Source organism: Mycolicibacterium sphagni (assembly GCF_002250655.1).
GTDB classification, from domain to species: domain Bacteria; phylum Actinomycetota; class Actinomycetes; order Mycobacteriales; family Mycobacteriaceae; genus Mycobacterium; species Mycobacterium sphagni.
Genome location: NZ_NOZR01000011.1, coordinates 45,380 through 65,645, shown reverse-complemented (window position 1 = coordinate 65,645; position 20,266 = coordinate 45,380). Strand labels below are relative to the sequence as shown.

General features: G+C 67.4%; 19 protein-coding genes and 1 pseudogene. 4 read left to right on the top strand and 16 right to left on the bottom strand.

Going from position 1 to position 20,266, the window contains the following annotated elements; translation table 11 throughout:
* Window positions 1–3 precede the first annotated feature (3 nt).
* On the bottom strand, window positions 4–1,014 hold the full coding sequence (gene fgd / locus CG716_RS14745; RefSeq protein ID WP_094480803.1) for a glucose-6-phosphate dehydrogenase (coenzyme-F420): 1,011 nt from the start codon (window positions 1,012–1,014) through the stop codon (window positions 4–6).
* A gap of 76 nt (window positions 1,015–1,090) precedes the next feature.
* Here fgd and CG716_RS14740 point away from each other — a divergent pair, with 76 nt between their 5' ends.
* The gene (locus CG716_RS14740) at window positions 1,091–1,825 is read left to right on the top strand and encodes an MBL fold metallo-hydrolase (protein WP_094480801.1); all 735 of its coding nucleotides are present in this window, start codon (window positions 1,091–1,093) and stop codon (window positions 1,823–1,825) included.
* On the opposite strand, the gene CG716_RS14735 is transcribed toward CG716_RS14740, so the two are convergent.
* The 4 genes and pseudogenes from CG716_RS14735 to CG716_RS14720 all read right to left on the bottom strand — a co-directional run bounded on the left by CG716_RS14735 (window position 1,807) and on the right by CG716_RS14720 (window position 5,939).
* Window positions 1,807–3,174, bottom strand: a complete 1,368-nt coding sequence (locus CG716_RS14735) for an NtaA/DmoA family FMN-dependent monooxygenase (protein WP_094480799.1) — start codon at window positions 3,172–3,174, stop codon at window positions 1,807–1,809. The two genes, CG716_RS14740 and CG716_RS14735, sit on opposite strands and share 19 nt — an antisense overlap.
* On the bottom strand, window positions 3,171–4,283 hold the full coding sequence (locus CG716_RS14730; protein ID WP_094480797.1) for an LLM class flavin-dependent oxidoreductase: 1,113 nt from the start codon (window positions 4,281–4,283) through the stop codon (window positions 3,171–3,173). The genes CG716_RS14735 and CG716_RS14730 overlap by 4 nt, the downstream gene beginning before the upstream one ends.
* Window positions 4,280–5,374 carry an LLM class flavin-dependent oxidoreductase gene (locus CG716_RS14725; protein WP_094480795.1) on the bottom strand — a complete coding sequence of 365 codons (1,095 nt, stop codon included), beginning with the start codon at window positions 5,372–5,374 and terminating at the stop codon, window positions 4,280–4,282. The genes CG716_RS14730 and CG716_RS14725 overlap by 4 nt, the downstream gene beginning before the upstream one ends.
* An 89-nt stretch (window positions 5,375–5,463) precedes the next feature.
* A pseudogene (locus CG716_RS14720) lies at window positions 5,464–5,939 on the bottom strand (GNAT family N-acetyltransferase).
* A 152-nt stretch (window positions 5,940–6,091) separates the two neighbouring features.
* Here CG716_RS14720 and CG716_RS14715 point away from each other — a divergent pair.
* Window positions 6,092–6,955 (top strand): SDR family oxidoreductase, encoded by an 864-nt coding sequence (locus tag CG716_RS14715; protein WP_094480793.1) that lies wholly within the window; start codon window positions 6,092–6,094, stop codon window positions 6,953–6,955.
* Between the two features lie 57 nt (window positions 6,956–7,012).
* Here CG716_RS14715 and CG716_RS14710 read toward each other — a convergent pair whose 3' ends face one another.
* From CG716_RS14710 to CG716_RS14675, 8 genes are all read right to left on the bottom strand, one after another.
* The gene (locus CG716_RS14710; RefSeq protein WP_094480791.1) at window positions 7,013–7,456 is read right to left on the bottom strand and encodes a hypothetical protein; all 444 of its coding nucleotides are present in this window, start codon (window positions 7,454–7,456) and stop codon (window positions 7,013–7,015) included.
* Window positions 7,457–7,458: 2 nt separating this feature from the next.
* A complete protein-coding gene (locus CG716_RS14705; RefSeq protein WP_094480789.1) occupies window positions 7,459–8,679 on the bottom strand; it encodes an O-succinylhomoserine sulfhydrylase in 1,221 nt (406 codons plus the stop codon).
* Window positions 8,676–9,089 (bottom strand): rhodanese-like domain-containing protein, encoded by a 414-nt coding sequence (locus tag CG716_RS14700; protein WP_094480787.1) that lies wholly within the window; start codon window positions 9,087–9,089, stop codon window positions 8,676–8,678. Before CG716_RS14700 ends, CG716_RS14705 begins: the two co-directional genes overlap by 4 nt.
* Before the next feature lie 44 nt (window positions 9,090–9,133).
* Window positions 9,134–9,571 (bottom strand): Rv0361 family membrane protein, encoded by a 438-nt coding sequence (locus CG716_RS14695; RefSeq protein ID WP_094480785.1) that lies wholly within the window; start codon window positions 9,569–9,571, stop codon window positions 9,134–9,136.
* Entirely contained in the window at window positions 9,568–10,746 is a 1,179-nt protein-coding gene (purT, locus tag CG716_RS14690; protein WP_094480986.1) for a formate-dependent phosphoribosylglycinamide formyltransferase, read from the bottom strand. Before purT ends, CG716_RS14695 begins: the two co-directional genes overlap by 4 nt.
* Window positions 10,747–10,767: 21 nt before the next feature.
* On the bottom strand, window positions 10,768–11,886 hold the full coding sequence (locus CG716_RS14685; protein ID WP_094480783.1) for an AAA family ATPase: 1,119 nt from the start codon (window positions 11,884–11,886) through the stop codon (window positions 10,768–10,770).
* 49 nt (window positions 11,887–11,935) lie between these two features.
* The gene (locus tag CG716_RS14680) at window positions 11,936–13,603 is read right to left on the bottom strand and encodes an alkaline phosphatase family protein (protein ID WP_094480781.1); all 1,668 of its coding nucleotides are present in this window, start codon (window positions 13,601–13,603) and stop codon (window positions 11,936–11,938) included.
* Window positions 13,604–13,742: 139 nt separating this feature from the next.
* A complete protein-coding gene (locus CG716_RS14675; RefSeq protein ID WP_094480779.1) occupies window positions 13,743–14,216 on the bottom strand; it encodes a MarR family winged helix-turn-helix transcriptional regulator in 474 nt (157 codons plus the stop codon).
* Window positions 14,217–14,329: 113 nt separating this feature from the next.
* On the opposite strand from CG716_RS14675, the gene CG716_RS14670 reads away from it, so the two are divergent.
* Together CG716_RS14670 and CG716_RS14665 are read left to right on the top strand one after the other, a co-directional pair.
* Window positions 14,330–16,384, top strand: coding sequence for an MMPL family transporter (locus CG716_RS14670; RefSeq protein ID WP_165774160.1), 2,055 nt, complete (start codon window positions 14,330–14,332; stop codon window positions 16,382–16,384).
* Window positions 16,381–17,586, top strand: a complete 1,206-nt coding sequence (locus tag CG716_RS14665; protein WP_094480775.1) for a cytochrome P450 — start codon at window positions 16,381–16,383, stop codon at window positions 17,584–17,586. The genes CG716_RS14670 and CG716_RS14665 overlap by 4 nt, the downstream gene beginning before the upstream one ends.
* 3 nt (window positions 17,587–17,589) lie before the next feature.
* Here CG716_RS14665 and CG716_RS14660 read toward each other — a convergent pair whose 3' ends face one another.
* Genes CG716_RS14660 through CG716_RS14650 form a run of 3 tightly spaced genes read right to left on the bottom strand, consistent with a single transcriptional unit; the run spans window position 17,590 to window position 20,228 of the window.
* On the bottom strand, window positions 17,590–18,285 hold the full coding sequence (locus CG716_RS14660; RefSeq protein WP_234817855.1) for a hypothetical protein: 696 nt from the start codon (window positions 18,283–18,285) through the stop codon (window positions 17,590–17,592).
* Window positions 18,286–18,303: 18 nt separating this feature from the next.
* Window positions 18,304–18,936, bottom strand: a complete 633-nt coding sequence (locus CG716_RS14655) for a PaaI family thioesterase (RefSeq protein ID WP_094480773.1) — start codon at window positions 18,934–18,936, stop codon at window positions 18,304–18,306.
* Window positions 18,933–20,228, bottom strand: coding sequence for an adenylosuccinate synthase (locus CG716_RS14650; RefSeq protein ID WP_094480771.1), 1,296 nt, complete (start codon window positions 20,226–20,228; stop codon window positions 18,933–18,935). Before CG716_RS14650 ends, CG716_RS14655 begins: the two co-directional genes overlap by 4 nt.
* Window positions 20,229–20,266: the final 38 nt, after the last annotated feature.

The following is a 20,266-nucleotide window of genomic DNA, read 5'->3' as shown; positions in this document are numbered from 1 at the left end:
ATCTCAGCCGAGCTTGCGCAAACGCGGCTCCAGATCCTTCTCGAACAGTTCGAGGAACCGGCGCTGATCGTGGCCGGGCGCGTGGAACACCAAGTGGTTCAGACCCCAGTCGACGTAGTCCTTCACCTTGGCGACGGCCTCGTCAGGATCCGAGGAGACGATCCAGCGTTTGGCGACCTGCTCGATGGGCAGCTCGTCGGCAGCCTTTTCCATCTCGAGGGGGTCGTGGATGTTGGTCTTCTGCTCGGCGGTCAATGACAGCGGCGCCCAGAATCGGGTGTTCTCCAGTGCCAGTTCGGGATCGGTGTCGTAGGAGATCTTGATCTCGATCATCCGGTCGATGTCGTCGGGGTTCTTGCCGGCCGCCTCGGCACCCTCACGCATCGCGGGGATGAGCTTGTCCTTGTAGAGCTCCTCGCCCTTGCCAGAGGTGCAGATGAAGCCGTCACCGGCGCGGCCGGCGTACTTGGCCACCTGGGGTCCGCCCGCGGCGATGTAGATCGGGATGCCGCCCTCGGGTACGTCGTAGATCGAGGCGCCCTTAGTCTTGTAGTACTCACCTTCGAAATCGACGCGGTCGCCGAGCCAGAGTTCGCGCATCAGCCGGACGGATTCACGCAGTCGCGCGTAGCGCTCTTTGAAGTCGGGCCACTCACCTTCGTAGCCGGTGGCGATCTCGTTCAGCGACTCACCGGTGCCGACACCGAGGAAGATCCGGTCCGGATACAGACACCCCATCGTCGCGAACGCCTGGGCGATGACCGCCGGGTTGTACCGGAAGGTGGGGGTCAGCACCGACGTGCCCAGGATCAGCCGTTTGGTGCGCTCACCCACCGCGGTCATCCAGGCGAGCGAGAACGGCGCGTGGCCACCCTCGTGACGCCACGGCTGAAAATGGTCACTGACCGTCGCGCTGTCCATCCCGTGCGCCTCGGCCAGCACCGCCAGCTCGACCAACTCACGCGGCGCGAACTGCTCCGCCGACGCCTTGTATCCCAGTTTCAGTTCAGCCACGCTCTCGTTTCTACTCCTCTCGGCGGCACCGTGAGCGGCCGAGGTCCCAGTCGCGCACGGGCTCTAAACTCGCGACATGGCCGTGGCCCTGAGCGCGATCACCGAACACGTCCACATGGCGCAGACACCGCTGGTCAACTGGACGGTGGTGACCGACGAGGCCGGCGTCATGCTGATCGACGCCGGCTACCCCGGTAATCGCGACGATGTCCTGGCATCGCTGGCCGAACTCGGATTCGGGCCCGCCGACGTCGCGGCGATCCTGTTGACCCATTCCCACGTCGACCATTTCGGCTCTGCTATCTGGTTCGCCAAGACGCATGGCACTCCGGTCTACTGCCATGCCAACGAGGTGGGTCACGCCAAACGTGAGTACCTCCAGCAGGCCTCACCGGTCGACCTGATGCTGCACGCCTGGCAGCCGCGCTGGGTGAAGTGGTCGCTGGACATCGTGCGCAAGGGCGCGCTGGTGCACGAGGGCATCCCGTCGGCAACTGCGCTCACCGAGGACGCGGCCGAGCGCCTGCCCTGCCGGCCGCTGGCCATACCGACTCCCGGCCACACCGGCGGGCACTGCTCCTACATCGTCGACGGGGTTCTGGTCAGCGGCGACGCGCTGGTGACCGGCCATCCGCTGGCCCCCCGCACGGGCCCGCAGCTACTTCACCGGGTGTTCAACCACGACGAGCCGGGCTGTGTGCGCAGTCTGGCCGCGCTGGCGATGCTGAAAACCGATGTCCTGATTCCTGGACACGGGGACGCGTGGATCGGGCCGATCCGCGAGGCCGTGCGTCAGGCCACGCCCCGCTGAGTCGCGCCGCCCGGTGCGTCGAGCCCCAGGTTCTCCCGCAGGGTGGCGCCGCTGTACGCGGTGCGAAACGCACCACGCTCCTGCAGCAGCGGCACCACGGTGTCGATGAACTCGTCCAGCCCGTGCGGCGTCAGATGCGGGACCAGGATGAAGCCGTCGCAGGCGTCGGACTGTACGTGCCGGTCGATCTCGGTCGCGATGTGGTCCGCGGTGCCGACGAACTGTTGCCGGCTGGTGACGGCGATGACGAGTTCCCGAATGGACAGCTTGTCGGCCTCGGCCCGCTCACGCCAGGCCGCGGCGAGCGCCTTGGGGTCGCCGTGGCGGACGCGGCCCTGCGTGACGGTCGGGTCGTCGGCAGGCTCGACATCGGGCAGCGGACCGTCCGGGTCGTAGCCCGAAAGGTCGCGCTGCCATACCTGTTCGAGCATCGCGATCGCGGTCTGCGGGGTGACTTGCTGGTGGCGGATGAACCGTGCCTTCTCCTCGGCGTCGGCGGCGCTATCGCCGAGGACGAACGTCGCGGCGGGAAAGACCTTGAGGTGCTCCGGATTTCGGCCGTGTACCACCGCGCGGGCTTTGACGTCGGCGTAGTAGCGCTGGCCGGCATCCAACGTACCGTGCCCGGTGAACAGGGCATCGGCGTGTTTGGCGCCGAAGTCGCGGCCTTCGTCGGAGTCGCCGGCTTGTAGGAGGATCGGGTGGCCCTGCGGTCCGGCGGGCAGGGTGGCCACGCCGGAGACGTCGAACTGTGCACCATGGTGCGACACCGTCTGGATCCGGTCGGGGTCGACGTAGACCCCGCTATCGGGATCGGCGATCACCGCGCCGGGGGCCCAGCTGTCCCAGAATTCCCGGGCGACGGTGATGAACTCCTCCGCGCGCCGGTAGCGGTCGGCGTGGTCGAGAAAGCCCCCGCGCCTGAAGTTTTCGCCTGTGAACGCATCCGATGAGGTCACCATGTTCCACGCGGCGCGGCCATCGGAAAGATGGTCGAGGCTGGCGAACTGCCGTGACACCTCGAACGGTTCGTTGAACGTGGTGTTGATGGTGCCGGCCAGGCCGATGTGCTCGGTGACCGCGGCGAGGCCCGCGAGCACGGTGAAGGTGTCCGGGCGGCCGACCACGTCCAGGTCGTGGATCCGACCGCGGTGCTCACGCAGCCGCAGCCCTTCGGCGAGGAAGAAGAAGTCGAACAACCCCTGCTCGGCTTTACGGGCGAGATGGACGAACGAGTCGAAATCGATCTGACTGCCCGAATCCGGATCCGACCACACGGTGGTGTTGTTCACCCCGGGGAAGTGTGCGGCCAGATGAACCGGCTTGCGTTGCTGACCTTCTCGTATCATGCGGCACCACTCCAACGCTTGGCCAGTAGTTCGTATGAGCGCAGGCGATCAGCGTGCCGGTGGGTGGCGGTTGTCACCACCAGCTCGTCGGCGCCGGTGACCCGCTGCAGGGCCGTCAGTTTGTCGGCCACCTCGTCGGCGTCACCGACGAACTGGGTGGCGATCCGGTCCTCGACGACGGCGCGCTGATCGTCGGCCAGCGGCTCGACGGTATCGGGATCCGGATACGGAACCGCGCCGCCCTCCGCGCGAATGGAGTACACCCACCGCCCGAACGGCGTGGCGAGGTGCCGCGCGGTGGCGGAGTCGTCGGCGACGAGAACGTCAGCCGAGACCACCACGTGCGGCTCCGACAGATGCGCCGACGGGACGAACGCGGCCCGGTAAGCATGGACAGCATCGAGCGCCGAACTCGGAGTGATGTGGTAGCTCGCCACGAACGGCAGCCCGCGCGCCCCGGCCACCTCGGCGCTCTGGCCCTTACTGCTGCCGAAGATCCACGGCGTCAGCCCCGACGCCTCGCCGGGCACCGCGTGCACCGGGTATCCGTCCACGGTGTAGCTGCCACCGAGCAGCGCCAGGATGTCTGCGACCTGCTGGCCAAAGTCCGGCGGCACGGCCTCTGGTTGGGTGAGAACCGTTGCCAGCGCTCGCATCCGCGGGCTGGACAGCAGCGTCCGTGTGTCGAACGCGGACGGCACCACGACCCCGTCGACCTCACGCCACGGTACGTCCGGTCGCGGCGGCAGCTCGCCGCGCTCGACCTCCTTGCGCCGCTGCCCGGAGCGGCCCAGCCCCAGGTCGATGCGCCCGGGGTGGAACTGCTCGAGCATGCCGAAGCTCTCCACCACCGCCAGTGCCGTGGTGTAGCCCAGCTGGACGGCCGCGGCGCCGACTCTGATCCGTTCGGTGGCGGCGGCGATCTGGCCGATCAGCACGGCCGGCGCCGAGCTCGCGACCGCGACGAAGTGGTGCTCGGCCACCCAATAGCGTTGGTAGCCCCACTGTTCGGCATGTTGGGCGAGATCCACGGTGTTACGCAGCGCGGAGGCGGCATCACAGCCGGCGCTGATGGGTGACAGGTCGAGGATGGACAGCGGAACGGTCACGGGGCACCTGCCGAGGCATATCGGTTGGCGGCGGCCGGCAATCCGAACCGTTCCCGCAGCGTCTCGCCCGTGCGGTAGCCGGTGCGGAATCGCCCCGCCCGCTGCAACAGTGGAACCACCTCGTCGACGATGATCGGGAGGTCGATGGTGTTGACGGCCGGTCGCAGCCGGAATCCGGCCAGGCCCAGATCGTGCCAGCCCAGCAGCAAATCGACGAGCTGCGCTGGGGTACCCGCGAAAATCAGTGCATCAGAGCGGAACTCGCTGTCTGTGCCGAAGCTGACCACCAGATCGGCGATCACCTTCCGGTCTGCGGCGACCTGGCTGAGGATACCCCTGGCCGATGCCTCGTCACTTGGTGTTACGAAGACGAGATCGGCTCCGGTACTGGCGAATTCATAAACCGGCTCGATGTGAGCGAGGGCGGCGACCACCGGTTGCCCCTGCGGTGGCCGCGGGGTGATCGACGGACCCTTAACCGAGAAGTGCGATCCGGCGAAATCGATGTAGTGCAGCTTGTCGCGATCGACATAGCGGCCGGTGGCGACGTCACGGATGACGGCGTCGTCCTCCCAGCTGTCCCACAACCGCCGCACGACTTCGACGAAATCGGTTGCTTCGCTGAATAATTCGCTGGAATCGGGGGCTGTTCGCCGGCCGAACGCGGCGGCCTCGTGCGCGCTCGAACTGACCCGGGCCTGCCAGCCGCCACGACCGTGGGAGATGAAGTCCAGTGTCGCGATGGCTTTGGAGACATGGAAGGGCTCAGTGTGGGTCACCGTGGCCACCGGGATGAGCCCGATGCTGTTGGTCAGAGGGGCAATCGTGGCGGCGACCAGGACGGCGTCGGCACGCCCGGCCAGCCGGCGCGGATCGATCTCCGCCCGGCGTCCGGGCTGGGCAGCGAGGCTGTCGTCAACAGTCAGAAAGTCCAGCAGGCCACGCTCAGCGGTGGCGGCAAGCCGGGCCCAGTGTCGGCCCGAGGTCACCGCGGCGGCACTCGGGTCCGCGGCCAGCGTGTGCCGCCACGCCTGCGGATGCCAGCCATAGCCGTCGAGCGCGACGCCGAGATGCAGTGGATTGTGCGCCATCACATAACTGTCTAACGCCCGGTGGCAGAACGCATTCCGGAATGAGGGGTTGTGCTCAGCCTGATTTCAAATTCGCCCAGCTAGGGGCGTCAGAACGTTTTGACGAAGGCGATCGGAAACACGTCACCCTTGCTCGGCAGCGGCTCGGCAAGCCGTGTGTAGCCGGTGCTGCCGTAGAGCGCCTCGGCCTCTGGCTGGCGGTTACCGGTGGTCAGGTAGACCGGTGGTAGCCGCGGTCGGCGATCTCGGCCTCGAGCGCGGCCAGCAGCATCGTGGCGTAGCCACGGCGCCGGCTTCCACTGTCGGTCCAGACCCGCTTGAGTTCGGCGGTGTCGTCGTCCAAACGGCAGAACGCCCCGCCGGTGACCGGCCTACCGTCGAGCAGCCCGATCAGCATTCCGCCGTCAGGTGGGCTGAACGTCCCGGCCGGATGACTTCGCAGCCACCGCGCGACCCCCGACTCGGTGCCCTCGTAGCGGTCGGCGTACTCGACGGCCAGCTCGGCCAGCAGCGGTTGCGCCAGCTCATCGTCCTGATCGACGGGGACGAAACGCAGGGCACACATGACTTCGAGTCTGCATTGTCGGCTTCGAGTCTGCGGTCACGGCGCGCATTCCTGGAGGATTTCGCCCTGGACGCAGGCTCGAAGCCGTCAGCGCAGAGTCAAGACAGCTGATCCGCTTCGCCCAAAAGTTGACACCTGTAAAGTTTCCGTTCATGGACAACATCCGAGGCAAGACCGTCGCCATCACCGGTGCTGCTCGGGGCATCGGTTTCGCCACCGCCAAGGCGCTGCTGCAGCGCGGTGCACGCGTGGTGATCGGCGACCGTGACGTGGCGCTTGAGGAGTCCGCTGTCGCCAGGCTGAGCAAGCTCGGTCCGGTTTCGGGCTACCCGCTCGACGTCAGCGACCCCGAATCGTTCGCGACCTTCCTGGACAAGGCCCGCGCCGACGGTGGCGGCCACATCGACGTCCTGATCAACAACGCAGGCGTCATGCCCGTCGGCCCGTTCCTCGACCATTCCGAGCAGGCGGTGCGCACTGCCGTCGAGGTCAACCTCTACGGCGTGATCACCGGCTGCCGGCTGGTGCTGCCCGAGATGGTGAAGCGTCACGCCGGCCACATCGTCAACATCGCCTCGATGGCCGGCATGCTGGCCGTGCCCGGCCAGGCGCTGTATGCCGGAACCAAGTTCGCCGTCGTCGGGCTGTCGACCGGCCTGGCCGATGAGTACGCGCCGCAGGGCGTCCACATCAGTTGTGTCATGCCGACATTCACCAACACCGAACTGATCTCCGGTACGCGCACTACCGCGGCCACCAAACCGGTGCAGCCCGAGGACATCGCCGCCGCGGTGATCAAGGCACTCGACAAGCCGACAACCGCGATCTCGGTGCCCAACTATTCGCGCTTCCTGGCCGCCGCGGTGATGTTCCTGCCGCCGGGCGGACGGCGCTGGCTGTCCAACAAGATGGGCACCGACCGGGTCTTCCTCGACTTCGACGCTGGCGCCCGCTCGGCCTACGAGAAGCGCGCGCAAACCGCCACAGGCGTGGTGGAGACCCCCGAAAAGGGCTAGAGCTTATGGCCGGACTCCTCAACGCGGCTCGTACCTCGCCGCTTGATCGTCGTCCGTCTAGCTGAGCACCGGGACCGCGTTCCCGGGCCGGTAGGTTTCGACCGTCTCGATATGAGCGAGCAGAGTCTCCGGCTCGACGGCGTAGAGCTTGCCGTCGTCCTCACCACCGGTGCCGACGAGTACCGCCATGACCCGCTCGGGGAAATCGTCGTCTTCGCCTGCCGCCGTAATCCAGATTCGGGTGACCGGCTCGCGGCCCTCGTCGACCACGGCGGCCGCCGACGGCTCGTAGAACCAACTGATCAACGTCTCGGTGGAGAACTCGGCATCGAACGTCCAGCCGCGAGCCGTCAGCCACTCGTCGAAGGTCTCAACCGCCTGCGCGAGTTGAACATCCACGTCGTCGAGGTTGTCCTTCACCTCGTCGGGAATCCAGCGCACATCGCGGGTCGCCTGCCGCTTCTTGCGGCGAGCCTTCTTGGCGTCGGAGTTGCGTGACACCGCTAGCCCAGTGCGCGATCCAGGTCGGCGATCAAGTCTTCGGTACCTTCCAGCCCGACCGAGATCCGCACCACCCCGTCGCCCAGCCCGATCGCGGCCCGGCCCTCCGGCCCCATCGCGCGGTGCGTGGTGGTCGCCGGGTGGGTGATCAACGACTTGGCGTCACCGAGGTTGTTCGAGATGTCGATCACCTGCAGCTTGTCGAGCACCTCGAAGGCCCGTTCCTTGCCGCCCTCGAGTTCAAAGGTCACGACGGTGCCGCCGCCGCGCATCTGCCGCTTGGCCAGGTCGAACTGCGGATGTGATTCCAGGAACGGGTATTTCACCCAGTTCACGCCGCGCTGGGTTTCCAGGAACTCGGCGATGCGCTGCGCGGAGCGGTTCGAATAATCCACCCGCACCGCCATGGTCTCCAGGCCCTTGAGCAACACCCAGGCGTTGAACGCGGACAGCGCAGGCCCGGTGTGCCGCATCAGTTTCTGCACCGGACCGTCGATGTACTCCTTGTCACCCAGGATCGCCCCGCCCAGCACCCGGCCCTGCCCGTCGATGTGCTTGGTGCCCGAGTACACCACCACGTCCACACCGAGCGGGATACCCTGCTGCAGCAGCGGAGTGGCAAAGACGTTGTCCAGCACCACTTTCGCCCCGGCCGCGTGCGCCATCTCAGATACCGCGGCGATGTCGACCAGCGACTGCATCGGGTTGGACGGGGTCTCGAAGAAGACGGCCTGCGTCGGTTTCGACAGCGCCTCCTCCCACTGCGAGAGGTCATCGCCGTCGACGAAGACGGTCTCCACACCCCAGCGCGGCAGGATCTCGCTACACACCACGAAGCACGAGCCGAACAGGCTGCGCGCGGCCACCAGTCGATCCCCGGCACCCAGCAGCGCACCCAGCGCGGTGAACACCGCGGACATCCCCGAAGCGGTCGCGAAGGCCGCCGGCGCGCCCTCGATCAGCCGCAGCCGTTCCTCGAACATCGAGATCGTCGGGTTGCCGTAGCGGGAGTACACGTAGCGGTCGATGTCGCCGGTGAACGCCTTCTCCGCCTGGGCGGCGGACTCGTAGACGTAGCCCGACGTGAGGTACAACGCCTCGGCAGTCTCCTCGAAACCCGAGCGCAGCAGCCCGCCCCGCACCCCGATCGTCGCCTGGCTGACCCCGTCGGGCAGCGGCGCGGGGATGCGTACCGACGGCACGGGCGGGGTCGGTTCGCTCATGACTGCTTCCAGGGCAGGCCCAGCGCGCGCCAGCCGTTGCCTCCGCGGTGACCGTCGGCGTCGAGCTGGCCTTCGAAGCCGTCAAGCATGTTGTAGGAGGGCGCAATTCCCGCCGCGGTCGCGGTCTGCGCTGCCGGGATCGAGCGGTTACCGGAGCGACAGATAAAGACGACCGGGCGCTCGCCGGGTGTGACACCGGCAGCGTTCAGTTCGGCGACGAAATTCTCGTTGCGCTGACCGTTGCCGCGATTCCACTCCACGAACACCACGTCGCGGCCCAGGCTGGACAGGTCGGGCACCCCGACCCACCGCCACTCGGCGTCGGTGCGGCAATCCACCAGCACCGCGTCCGGGTTTTCGCTGAGCAGCTTCCAGCTCTCCTCAGGGGTGATATCTCCTGCATAGCTCACCCGCCCGAGTCTTCCACACCGAGCTGGGACCAACCGAGCGATCCCTAGCCGGGACCGGGCGAGCACACCGTCCACTCGCCGCCCTCGCGGACGAAGGTCATCGGCACCTTGATCTTGTCATCGGGCGCATGCTCGAAGTGATAGACGACGGTGCCGCTGGCTCGATCGCCGTCGATGGTCACCCCGGTCACATCGTCGACGTAGCGTGCACCGTGGTCCGCGGTGGATTTGTCTTGGCGGGCAAGCACTTCAGCTTCTTTTCCCTGCTGCGCGGCGCAGGTGAACTTGCGGAAGTCACCGTAATTCTTGCGCTGCAGAGCGTCGTTCTGGCCGACCGCGGCGCGGCCGACCTTCACGTCCTCGCTCATCGGCTTGTTGCTGAACAGCCACGCAATCCCCACTGCGGCAAGCACCAGAACGGCTACACCCAGCGCGATCAAAATAGGCATGGGGCTGGAGCGGTCGTCCTCCGGTTCGGTCACGGCTGCCAGACCCGGTGCAGCACCGTCGAGACCTGCCGCACCCGATCGCGGGCAGTGGTGACGTCGGACCCGGTGGCCAGCGCAACCCCGAGCCGCGAGCGTGCCGACCCGTCGTGGCGGCCCAGCAACCGGATATCGCTCTCAGGCACCACCAGAGCCTCGGCCAGCACGGCCGGGTCGATCTCCGGGGTGTTCGTGCTTTCGTCGGCGCCGCCATAGGTGACCTCGGCAGCGCCCGGCGACACCATGATGGTGTCCACCGGCAGGCCCAGGACCGCCCTGGCGTGCAGCTCGAACTCCGATAATCGCTGGGTTCGCAGCGTGACCAGTCCGCTGTCGTACGGGCGCACGCTGACGTCGGAGAAGTACACCTCGTCGCCACGCACCAGCAGCTCCACGCCGAACACCCCGCGGCCGCCCAGCGCCCGCACGATCCGCGCGGCCACCGACTTCGCCGCACCCAGCGCCGCCAGCGTCATCTCCTGCGGCTGCCAGGACTCCAGGACGCCGCCATCGAGCTGGCGATGGCCGATGGGCTCACAGAAATGCAGGGCGGGACCCGCGGGACCGTCGGTGCGCACCGTCAACAGAGTCACCGCGTAGTCGATCTCGACGACGGTCTCGGCCAGCACGCGGTTGTGCGGCACCCGTCCCCCCGCCGCGACGGCGCGCTGCCAGGCGGGCTCGACATCGTCGGGCCGCAACAGCACCGACTGCCCCTGGCCGGGTGTCCCGATCACCGGCTTGACCACCAGCGGGAATCCGGCGTGCTCGGCGACGGCGGTCAGTTCGTCCACCGACCCGGCGAACCAGAACGGCGCTGTCGGCAGGCCCAGCTCGTCGGCAGCCAGCCGGCGCATGCCCTCCCGGTCAAGGCTCAGCTGAGTGGCATAGACGCCCGGGACCACCTGGGTGGTTCCGCCGTCCGACGCCGCCCGCAGCGCGTCGATGGCGACGGCGTTGGTGTCGACGACTACGTAGGCGGGTTCGACGCGGGCGATGGCAGCGGTCAGTTCCTCGGGATCGGTGATCTTCACGACGAGCGCCTCGTCGGCCACGTCGTGCGCCGGTGCATCGGCGTAGCGATCGACGGCGACCACCTCGGCTCCCAGCCGCTGGAAGGCCAGCACCAGCTCGCGGCTCAGCTCACCGGACCCCACCAGCATCACGCGCATGATGCCCAAGGATAGGTGGGCTCAGCCTCGGGCAGGCCAATGCCAGGACGGCTCGTCGAGCAGACCCTGGCCGACGATGGCGGTCTGGCCCATCTCTTTGGTGAGTTCGATGGTGTTGACATCGCGCTGCTCGCCGCGCAGCGCCTCGACCAACGCGGCCGCGTGGGTGACGACAACGACCTGGGAACGCTCCGAGGACCGGGCGATCAGCGCGGCCAGCGCGGGCAGCAGATCCGGGTGCAGGCTGGCCTCCGGCTCGTTGAGCACGGTCAGCTCGGCCGGCCGCGGGGTGAGCAACGCCGCGGCCCACAACAGGTACCGCAGGGTTCCGTCGGACAGTTCGGCGGCCGTCAACGCCCGCAGCATCCCGGGCTGGCGCAGGGTGACCTCGAAGCGGCCGTCGCTGCTGCGGATCTCCACCCGGCTGCCCGGAAAGGCGTTCTCGACCGCCTCGGTCAGCGCGCGAGAGTCGCCGACCTCGGCGACGGTCTGCAGCGCCGCGGCCAGATCGGCACCGTCGTGACTCAAAACCATTGTGCGGGTGCCGATCTGGGGCTGGCGGGCCGGTGCGGCGCTGTCGGTGCGGACGTGGTCGTAGAACCGCCAGGACCGCACCCGCTCACGCAACGCCAGCAGTTCGGGCGCCGCCTGCGGATCGGCGAGCTCGCTGAGCATGCTGTCGAACGGCCGCAGCGTGGTGGCCGCAGGACGCCAGTCGCCCTCGGCGTCGCGCAGGAGAACAGTGGGTCCGCCTCGCTGCGCCAGCAGCGCCGACGGCCGCAACGCAGGCCCGGCCCACACCGCCTCCGACTTGATCTCGGGGTCCAAGTTGAACGCGGTGTTGCCGTCGATGGGCAGCCCGAAGTCGACGGCGTAGCCGAAATCCTCACCGGCGAAGCCCAGCTTGAGGCTCACCGGGCCCTTCTCACCTTGCCCGGCCCACATCGTGGAGCTCAGTCCGCCCTCGCGGGCCAGCGCATTGACCGACCCGTTGCGCGCCGAGTCGGCCAGCAGCCGCAGCGCCCGGTACAGGCTGGACTTCCCGGTGCCGTTGGGACCGGTGACGACGTTGCAGCCGCGCAGCGGGACGACCAGGCGGCGCAGCGAGCGATAGTTCTCCACGGCCACGGTGTCGAGCACGGACTCACCTAACCAGCCGGCACCGACGCCCTCGGCGGGGTGGGTCGGCTCAGACGGCGATGGCGACGGGGGTCGGCACCGCGGTAGCGGGCGGCTCCGGCTGCGTGCCCGGCACGGTCGTGTACGGCCACAGGTCCGGCGGGATGATCTGGTTGCCGGTCACGCCCGTCAGCCGCGCGATGATCTGCGCCGGGATGTTCGTCGCCTGGTAGAGCAGGGCGCCGATGAATTGGATCGGCAGCTTGAGCGGTCCGGACATGTCCGCGGTGAGGCCGTTGAAGACGGTGTACACGAAGTAGGGAACGAACCCGACGATGGTTCGGAGGTCCAGCGCCACGTTGGTGACGACGTTGGGATAGCCGTACATCGCGATCGCGTCGGTGAGCGCCTGCTTGATCGCGTCGAAGCCGGGGGCCACGGGCTTGTAATCGCTTCCGGCGAGGTCCATCAGCGGCTTGCCCGCCGAATAGGACGGGGGCGTCAGCCCGAACAGTGCGTCCACCGTGGGCGTGATGTCGATGTTGGAGTAGGTGTTGTTGATCGCCCCCTGCTCGAACCCGGGTCCGTTTGCGATCACGAAAGTTGTAGTTTCCCAGGGTGTTTGGAATCCGTGGGCCCGCATGTCGGAGCCGAGCCTGATGGTCGGCCATGGCACCTGACCGTGGTCGGTGGTGACAAGTACGGTCCACGGCTCGTCGGGGTGCGCGGCGTTCCAGGTGTTGACCGCGGCCATGATCTCGCCGACGTTCTGGTCGACGTTGGTCAGCGCCGCGGCGTACTGGGGCGATCCGGCGTCATACTCGTGCCCGGTGTCGTCGACGCCGACGAAGTAGGTGAAGTTGAAGCTGGAGACTCCGGCCGTCGTGTTGTTGATCGCGTCGACGGAGGCCTGGCCCACCAGGTCGTCGGTGTCCAGCCAGCTGTTGTTGTATTTCGGGAAGAACTTGATGGTGTCGGCCGGGATCGAGCCGGCACCGGCGATCTGGGCGATGTTCTCCCAGTCCGCGATCACGGTGGTCTGAATGCCGGGGTCGTAGGTCTCGAGTTGGTTGAAGATCGTCGGCCACTTGTCGTAGGTCCATGGCGTGAAGACGTTGTTGAACAGGCCCGCCGTCTCACTCCACACACCCGTCAAGATGCCCGTCCACGAGGGGTTGGACATGGTGGTGTGCCCGACCATGGTCGACGCGGCGGTGGTGCCGGTGCTTATCAGGGCCTGCAGGTTGACGTTGTCGGGGTTAGACAGGATCGCGCTGAGGTTGGTGCCGTCGATTCCGATCACCAGCACGTGCGTCGGGGTGGTGGACTGGGTAGTGACCGTAGCGTTGTTGCCCGTCGCAGCCGCCGCGGAGGCCGTCATCACCACGCCCCGGCGGCTGTGTCCAGTGCCCGGCGTCGCGCTGCCGACCGTCGAGAGGGCCAACGAAACCAGTTCTGCCGCTGAGGTTGCCGTCGTGGTGCGACCGGCCGTCGCGGTCTTTCGGCTGGCCGCGGCCGGTTGACTCAAGGCCTCGTTGGTGCGCACGGCCTTGGCTTGTGGACTCGTGCGCGCTTTCGGTTGCGCAGTGGAAGAGCCGGCCTTGACCGCGCTTGAGGACGAACCGGCATCGGAGTTGCCCGTATCCGCGGAGGCGACCGCCACTGTGGCGACGGTCGAGCCGAGACCGACGAGGCCTCCCGCAGCGACACCGACGCATAGTTGTTTGGCCCGACTCATTGTGCCCACTCCCCTGATTCGCTCGAAACAACCCAAAGCGACAGGTGCCGGCAACCACCTCAATACCCAAGACCCGTTCGCCGGCAATATGTTTACTAGTTTTAGGCGAAGCCTGCAGGAAAGTTGTGAAATCGCTGGGTTAACGCTGGAGGTCCGCGCGGAAGGACGTCATCGCGGTCAGTACCGCCGCGAACACCCGGTGGGCGGCGGCGAGATCCTCGTCGGGCAGGTCGGCCAGCACGTGGTGAGTATGCGCGGCCAATGGAGTGAAAAACGCGCGGCCCACCTCGATGCCGTGGTCGGCGTATCGCAGGATGACCTTGCGGCGGTCCCCCGGGTCGGAGTCACGGCGCAAGTGACCGGATTCGATCATCCGTTCGACGAGGTAGGTGATTGCCGCACCGGATAGGCCCATGCGGTTACGCAGCTCACCGGCCGTCAGCGGCGCGCCGGCGTTCTCGGCGACCATCACATGCACCAACGCGCGGAAATCGTTGGCCGACAACCCATGGGTGCCGGCGAATGCGCGGCCGATCTGGTCGGATTCCGCCGACAACGCTTGAACGCCGGCGACCACAGCCGACTCCAGCGCCGCACGGCCGGGTTGATCCATCCGACCAGGTTAACCGTTAAGTAGATGAAATGTTAAGAAAATGAAGCTATGTTGGGGTGATGCATCGCGGAGCCGACGCCGGGCACCCGCTGTGGGATCGCATCGGCGCACTTATCAGCAACCGGTATTCCTGGTTACTCGCCCTTCTCGTCGCAGTGATCGGCGGCGGCCTGATGGGCGCCATCGGACAGAGCGCCTCGGCGGATCAGTCCCCCGTCGCCCTGCCCCCGAGCGCGGAATCGGCCAAGGTGGCAAGCCTGTTGAAGGAATTTCCCGGCGGCGCCGCCGCGCCGGTGATCCTCGTCGTCACCCGTACCGACGGGGGCGCCCTGACCCCGGATGACCTGGCCGCCGCCGAAACGGCCCGCGCACAGATGGCCGCCGTCGCCGGCACGAACAGCCCGCCGATTCCGGTTGCCGCCTCCAGCGACGGTGAGGCCGCGCTGGCCCCGGTACCGATCGACGGCACGCTGTCCGGCTTTGCGCTCAACGACCAAGTCAAGGCGCTGCGGGAAGCCGCCAAGAACGGGCTGCCGGGCGACCTGACCGTCAACGTCACCGGCGGGCCGGCCTTCGGCGCCGACATTGCGAACGCGTTCGCCGGGGCCAACATCACCCTGCTGGCCGTCACCGGCACCGTGGTCGCGCTGTTGCTGATCGTCACCTACCGCTCACCGGTGCTGTGGCTGGTGCCGCTGCTGGTCATCGCGTTCGCGGATCGGGTGGCCGCGGTGCTGGGCTCGGCCGTCGCCGAGGCCGGCGGGATGGCCGCCGACGGTTCGACATCGGGCATCACCAGTGTGCTGGTGTTCGGTGCGGGCACCAACTATGCGCTGCTGCTGATTTCTCGCTACCGAGAGGAGTTGCGTCACAACAGCAGCCACCGCCAAGCACTGCGCACAGCTGTCCGGTTCGCCGGCCCGGCGATCGTGGCCAGCAATGCCACCGTGGTGCTGGCATTGCTGACGTTGCTGTTCGCGTCGTCGCCCAGCACCCGCAGTCTCGGAGTGCAAGCCGCGTCGGGCCTGCTGGTGGCCGCCGTCTTCGTGCTGTTGATGTTGCCGCCCCTGCTGGCCTTGTTCGGGCCGAAGTTGTTCTGGCCCTTCATCCCGCAGGCCGGTACCGAAGAGATCACCGACACCGGCGCCTGGCATCGGGTCGCGGACTGGGTGTCCCAGCACGCGGGGCGGGTCACCGTCGCGGCTACCGCAGTGCTGGTCGTGCTTGCCACCGGGCTACTGGCAACCCCTGTGGGGCTCAACCAGATTGATCAGTTCCGGGTCAGTTCCGACTCGGTAGCGGGCTATCGGACGTTGTCGGCCCACTTCCCCAGCGGGCTCACCGACCCGACCCGCGTCATCGGCAGCACCGACAAGAGCGCCGCAATCGATCAGGCGATCCTGGCCACCCCCGGCGTTGTCTCCGCCAACCCGGTAGGCCAGTCCGCCACCGGCCTGAGCCAATGGCAGGTCGTCATCGCTGCCGAACCGGCCTCGCAGGAGGCTTTCGCCACCATTGCTGGCCTTCGTGATTCGGTGCACAAGGCCGATCCCGGCGGGCTGGTGGGCGGCTCGGACGCGCAGGCGCTGGACGCCAGGGACGGCGCGGTCCACGATCGCTGGGTGGTGATCCCCGCCATCCTGATCGTGGTGCTCGCGGTGCTCTACATCCTGCTGCGGGCCGCGCTGGCGCCGCTGGTGTTGGTGGCGGCCACGGTGCTATCCACCATGGCTGCCCTCGGGCTGGGCGGCTGGGTGAGCGTGCACCTGCTCGGATTTCCGGCCCTGGACAACACCACACCGCTGTTCGCGTTCCTGTTCCTGGTTGCGCTCGGGGTGGACTACACGATCTTCCTCGTCACCCGCGCCCGTGAGGAGACACCGCAGCACGGCACGCGCGGGGGGATCGTGCGGGCGGTGTCGGCGACCGGGGCGGTCATCACCAGTGCCGGCATCGTGCTGGCGGCGGTGTTCGCCGTGCTCGGCGTGCTACCACTGATCGTGCTGACCCAGCTGGGCATCATCGTCGGCCTGGGCATCCTGATCGACACCTTCGTGGTGCGCACCGTCGTGATCCCGGCGCTGTTCACGCTGATCGGGCCCGCGATCTGGTGGCCGGCGTTCAGACGTGCCGACATCGAGGATCAGGCGCGTACCGTCGTGTCATGACCCACGCTGCCGCGTTGCCGCCACTGCACATGCGGCGCAACGGTTTCGACCCGACACCGGAGCTGCACGACATCCGCGCCGGCGGCGGCGTGGTCAATGCCGTCAACGCGTTCGGCATGCAGGTTTACCTGATCACCCGCTATGACGACATCAAGGCCGTGCTCGCCGATCACGAGCACTTCTCCAACGCCAGACCACCGGGTTTTGTGGCGCCGGGTGCGCCACAGCTGACCGAGGAGCAGCAGGCGGACAGCCGGGCGGGCAATCTGCTGGCCCTTGACCCGCCCGGGCACGGCCGGCTGCGCCGGATGCTCACCGGCGAGTTCACCGTGCGCAGGATGAAGGCGCTTGAGCCGCGCATCGTTGAGATCGTCACTTCCCGGCTCGACGCGATCGAACAGGCAGGGGCTCCAGCCGATCTGGTGGCCGAGTTCGCCCTGCCGATCCCTTCGCTGGTGATCTGCGAGCTGCTCGGCGTGCCGTACGCCGACCGCGATGACTTCCAGCGCCGCAGCACCCGCCAGCTCGACCTGTCCATCCCGATCCCCGAGCGGCTGGAATTGGTGCGCCAAAGTCGCGAGTACATGGGCTCACTGGTGGCCTCGGCCCGCCGCGCGCCGCGCGAGGACATGCTCGGCATGCTGGTGCGCGAACACGGTTCAGAGCTCAGCGACGCCGAGCTGATCGGGGTCGCCTCGCTGCTGCTGCTCGCCGGTCACGAGACCACATCGAACATGCTGGGGCTGGGCACCCTGGCCCTACTGCGGCACCCCGAGCAGCTCGCCGCCGTTCGCGACGACCCCGACGCGGTCGCCCCGGCCGTAGAGGAACTCCTCCGCTGGCTGTCAATAGTGCACAGCAGCATCCCCCGGATCGCCACGACCGACACCGAGGTCGCCGGGGTGCAGATTCCGGCCGGCAGCCTGGTGCTGGCGGCGCTGGCGTCAGGTAATCGGGACGCGACGTTCGTCGAACAGCCCGACGTGCTCGACATCCGGCGAGACATACTGAGCCACTTGGCATTCGGGCACGGAGTTCATCACTGTCTCGGCGCGCCGCTAGCGCGCATGGAGATGCGGATCGCGTTTCCCGCACTGCTGCGCCGCTTTCCGGGTCTGGCCTGCGCCGAGCCGTTCGAGGACATCGAGTTCAAGCCGTTCCACTTCATCTACGGGCTGCAAGCACTGCCGGTGACGTGGTGAACGTCAGGACGCGAACTCCTCACGGTGTCCCTCGAACACGCCGGCGCGGACCAGCAGTAGCACGCTGACCATCAGCACCCAGATCGGGAACCCCAGCGTCAGCCACATGCTGATATCGCCGGCTATAAGCAATGCCAGCGCGAGCAGATAGCTGACGTACACCAGCCAGCGTGGCATCAGTCCGGTGCGCAGCCAGATAGTCGCCAGCGAGATCATGAACACTGCCGCCATGCGCAGGGCATAGGTCTTCGACAAGGCCAGCACCACCATCCGCCCGAAAAGCGCGACCTCGCTGTGGCCGAGCAGCTCGTGCCCAACCGCGTTGTCACTGGCAGCCAGGCCCGCACCAATTGCGCTGGTGATGAACGTCATCGCCAGGAACAGCAGACCGCTGCCGAGGAACACCGTCGAGAAGAACCGGTCTTCGAGCCGGCCCAGGTTGTCGCGCACGACGCCGATGAACCACAGGAAGCTGATCCCCGCGAACGGCATAAGCAACGCGGCGATCTTCATCTTGCCGCTGGCGGCGTCCAGCCACTGCGTGCCCGGCTCGGCACCCTCCGGCAACGACGAGCGGATCAGGATCAGGTTGGCGCCGAACAACAATGCGAACAGCACGCCGGCCGCCGCTGCCGCCCGCGGCGTGGTCAAGGTTTTCAGTGTTGACGAGCTTTTGGCGCCAATGATGGAGTCGGCCACGTCGTCATGGTGACAGACTCAGGGCTGCCCGGGCAGCAGACGCACCATCAAACCGTGCGATTCGGCACAGAGTGTTCCGTCCGGATCTCTCAGCTCGGCGTTGACGAAGGCTTTACGTCCCTCGGCTTCCCGCAGCCAGCCGCGCACGGTCAGATCGGTGTCGATGGGCGTGACACTGCGGTAGTCGACGTGCAGGAAGGCGGTCCGGCTGATCGGACGTCCGGTCGCGTGGATGACCATGCCGAACACCGAGTCGAACATCAACGGCAGCACACCGCCGTGCACGGCGTAGTTGCCGCCGACGTGAAATCGGCTGAATCGGACGGTCAACTCGACCGCCTCGGCATCGAATTTGGTCACGCGGTACGGGGCCATCAGCAGGCTGCCCGCACCGGGCAGGCTGGGCACCCGGTTGGCCGGGCCCACCCCTTCGGCGGCCTCGAACGGGTCCAGAAGAGCCACCAGTTCCTCGACCCGGTCGGCGGCCGCGGACCAGACCTCGGGGTCGGGATCGGCCGACACGGCCAAGTCCTGCGCCCGGCGCATTGCCGTCAGGAAGCGGCCGAAGCCCTCCCCAGGTTGGGCGACTTCGAATTTCGGGAAGCCGCCGTGCTTGTAGTAGTCCGGGTCGAGATCGTGGGGATCGGTCATCGAGGCGCCAGCACGTCGCGGCGCACGATGGTCTGATCCCGGCCCGGCCCCACGCCGATGCACGAAACATAAGCTCCCGCAAGCTCTTCCAGACGCAGCACATAGTCACGCGCCTTGGCGGGCAGATCCTCGAACTCGCGGGCGTCGGAGATGTCTTCCCACCAGCCGGGCAGTTCGGTGTAAATCGGTTCGGCACGGGCGATTTCGCTTTGGGTCATCGGCATTTCACTCGTGCGCCTGCCGTCGACGGTGTAGCCGACGCACACCGGCACCGTCTCGAGGCTGGAGAGCACATCGAGCTTGGTCAGGAAGTAGTCGGTGATTCCGTTGACCCGGGTGGCGTAGCGGGCGATGACCGCGTCGAACCAGCCGCAACGCCGGCGGCGGCCGGTGGTCACGCCGATCTCCCCGCCGGTCTTGGCCAGGTACTCGCCGTTCTCGTCGAACAGCTCGGTGGGGAACGGGCCCGAGCCGACCCGGGTGGTGTAGGCCTTCAGAATGCCCAGCACGGTGGTGATGCGGGTCGGGCCGATCCCGGACCCGACCGCCGCACCGCCGGAGGTCGGGTTCGACGACGTGACGAACGGATACGTGCCGTGGTCGACGTCGAGCAGTGTGCCCTGAGAGCCCTCCAGCAGCACCGTCTCGCCGGACTCCAGCGCGGTGTTGAGCACCAGGCGGGTGTCAGCGATGCGGTGTTTGAAGCCGTCGGCCTGAGCCAGCAGCGTCTCGAGCACCTCATCGGCGTCCAGGGCCTTGCGGTTGTAGATCTTGACCAGCACCTGGTTCTTCAGCTCGAGGGACGCCCCGATCTTGGCGGCCAGCAGGTCGCGGTCCAGGACGTCGGCGACGCGGATGCCCATCCGGGCGATCTTGTCCTGGTAGCAAGGGCCTATGCCGCGGCCGGTGGTGCCGATCTTCTTGTTGCCCATGTAGCGCTCGGTGACCTTGTCGATGGCCACGTGATAGGGCATCAGCAGATGGGCGTCGGCAGAGATCAGCAGGCCGGAGGTGTCGACTCCCCGATCTTCCAGGCCCGAGAGTTCCTTGAGCAGCACGCCCGGGTCGACGACGACACCGTTGCCGATGACGTTGGTGACGCCCGGTGTCAGGATGCCCGAGGGGATGAGGTGCAGCGCGAAGTTCTCGCCCGTCGGCAGAACCACGGTGTGCCCGGCGTTGTTGCCCCCCTGGTAGCGCACCACCCACTGGACACGTCCACCGAGCAGATCGGTGGCTTTTCCTTTGCCCTCGTCACCCCACTGGGCGCCGATCAGGACGATTGCCGGCATGGTGTTTCTCCTGCTTATTGTGGTGCAGCCGGTGACCT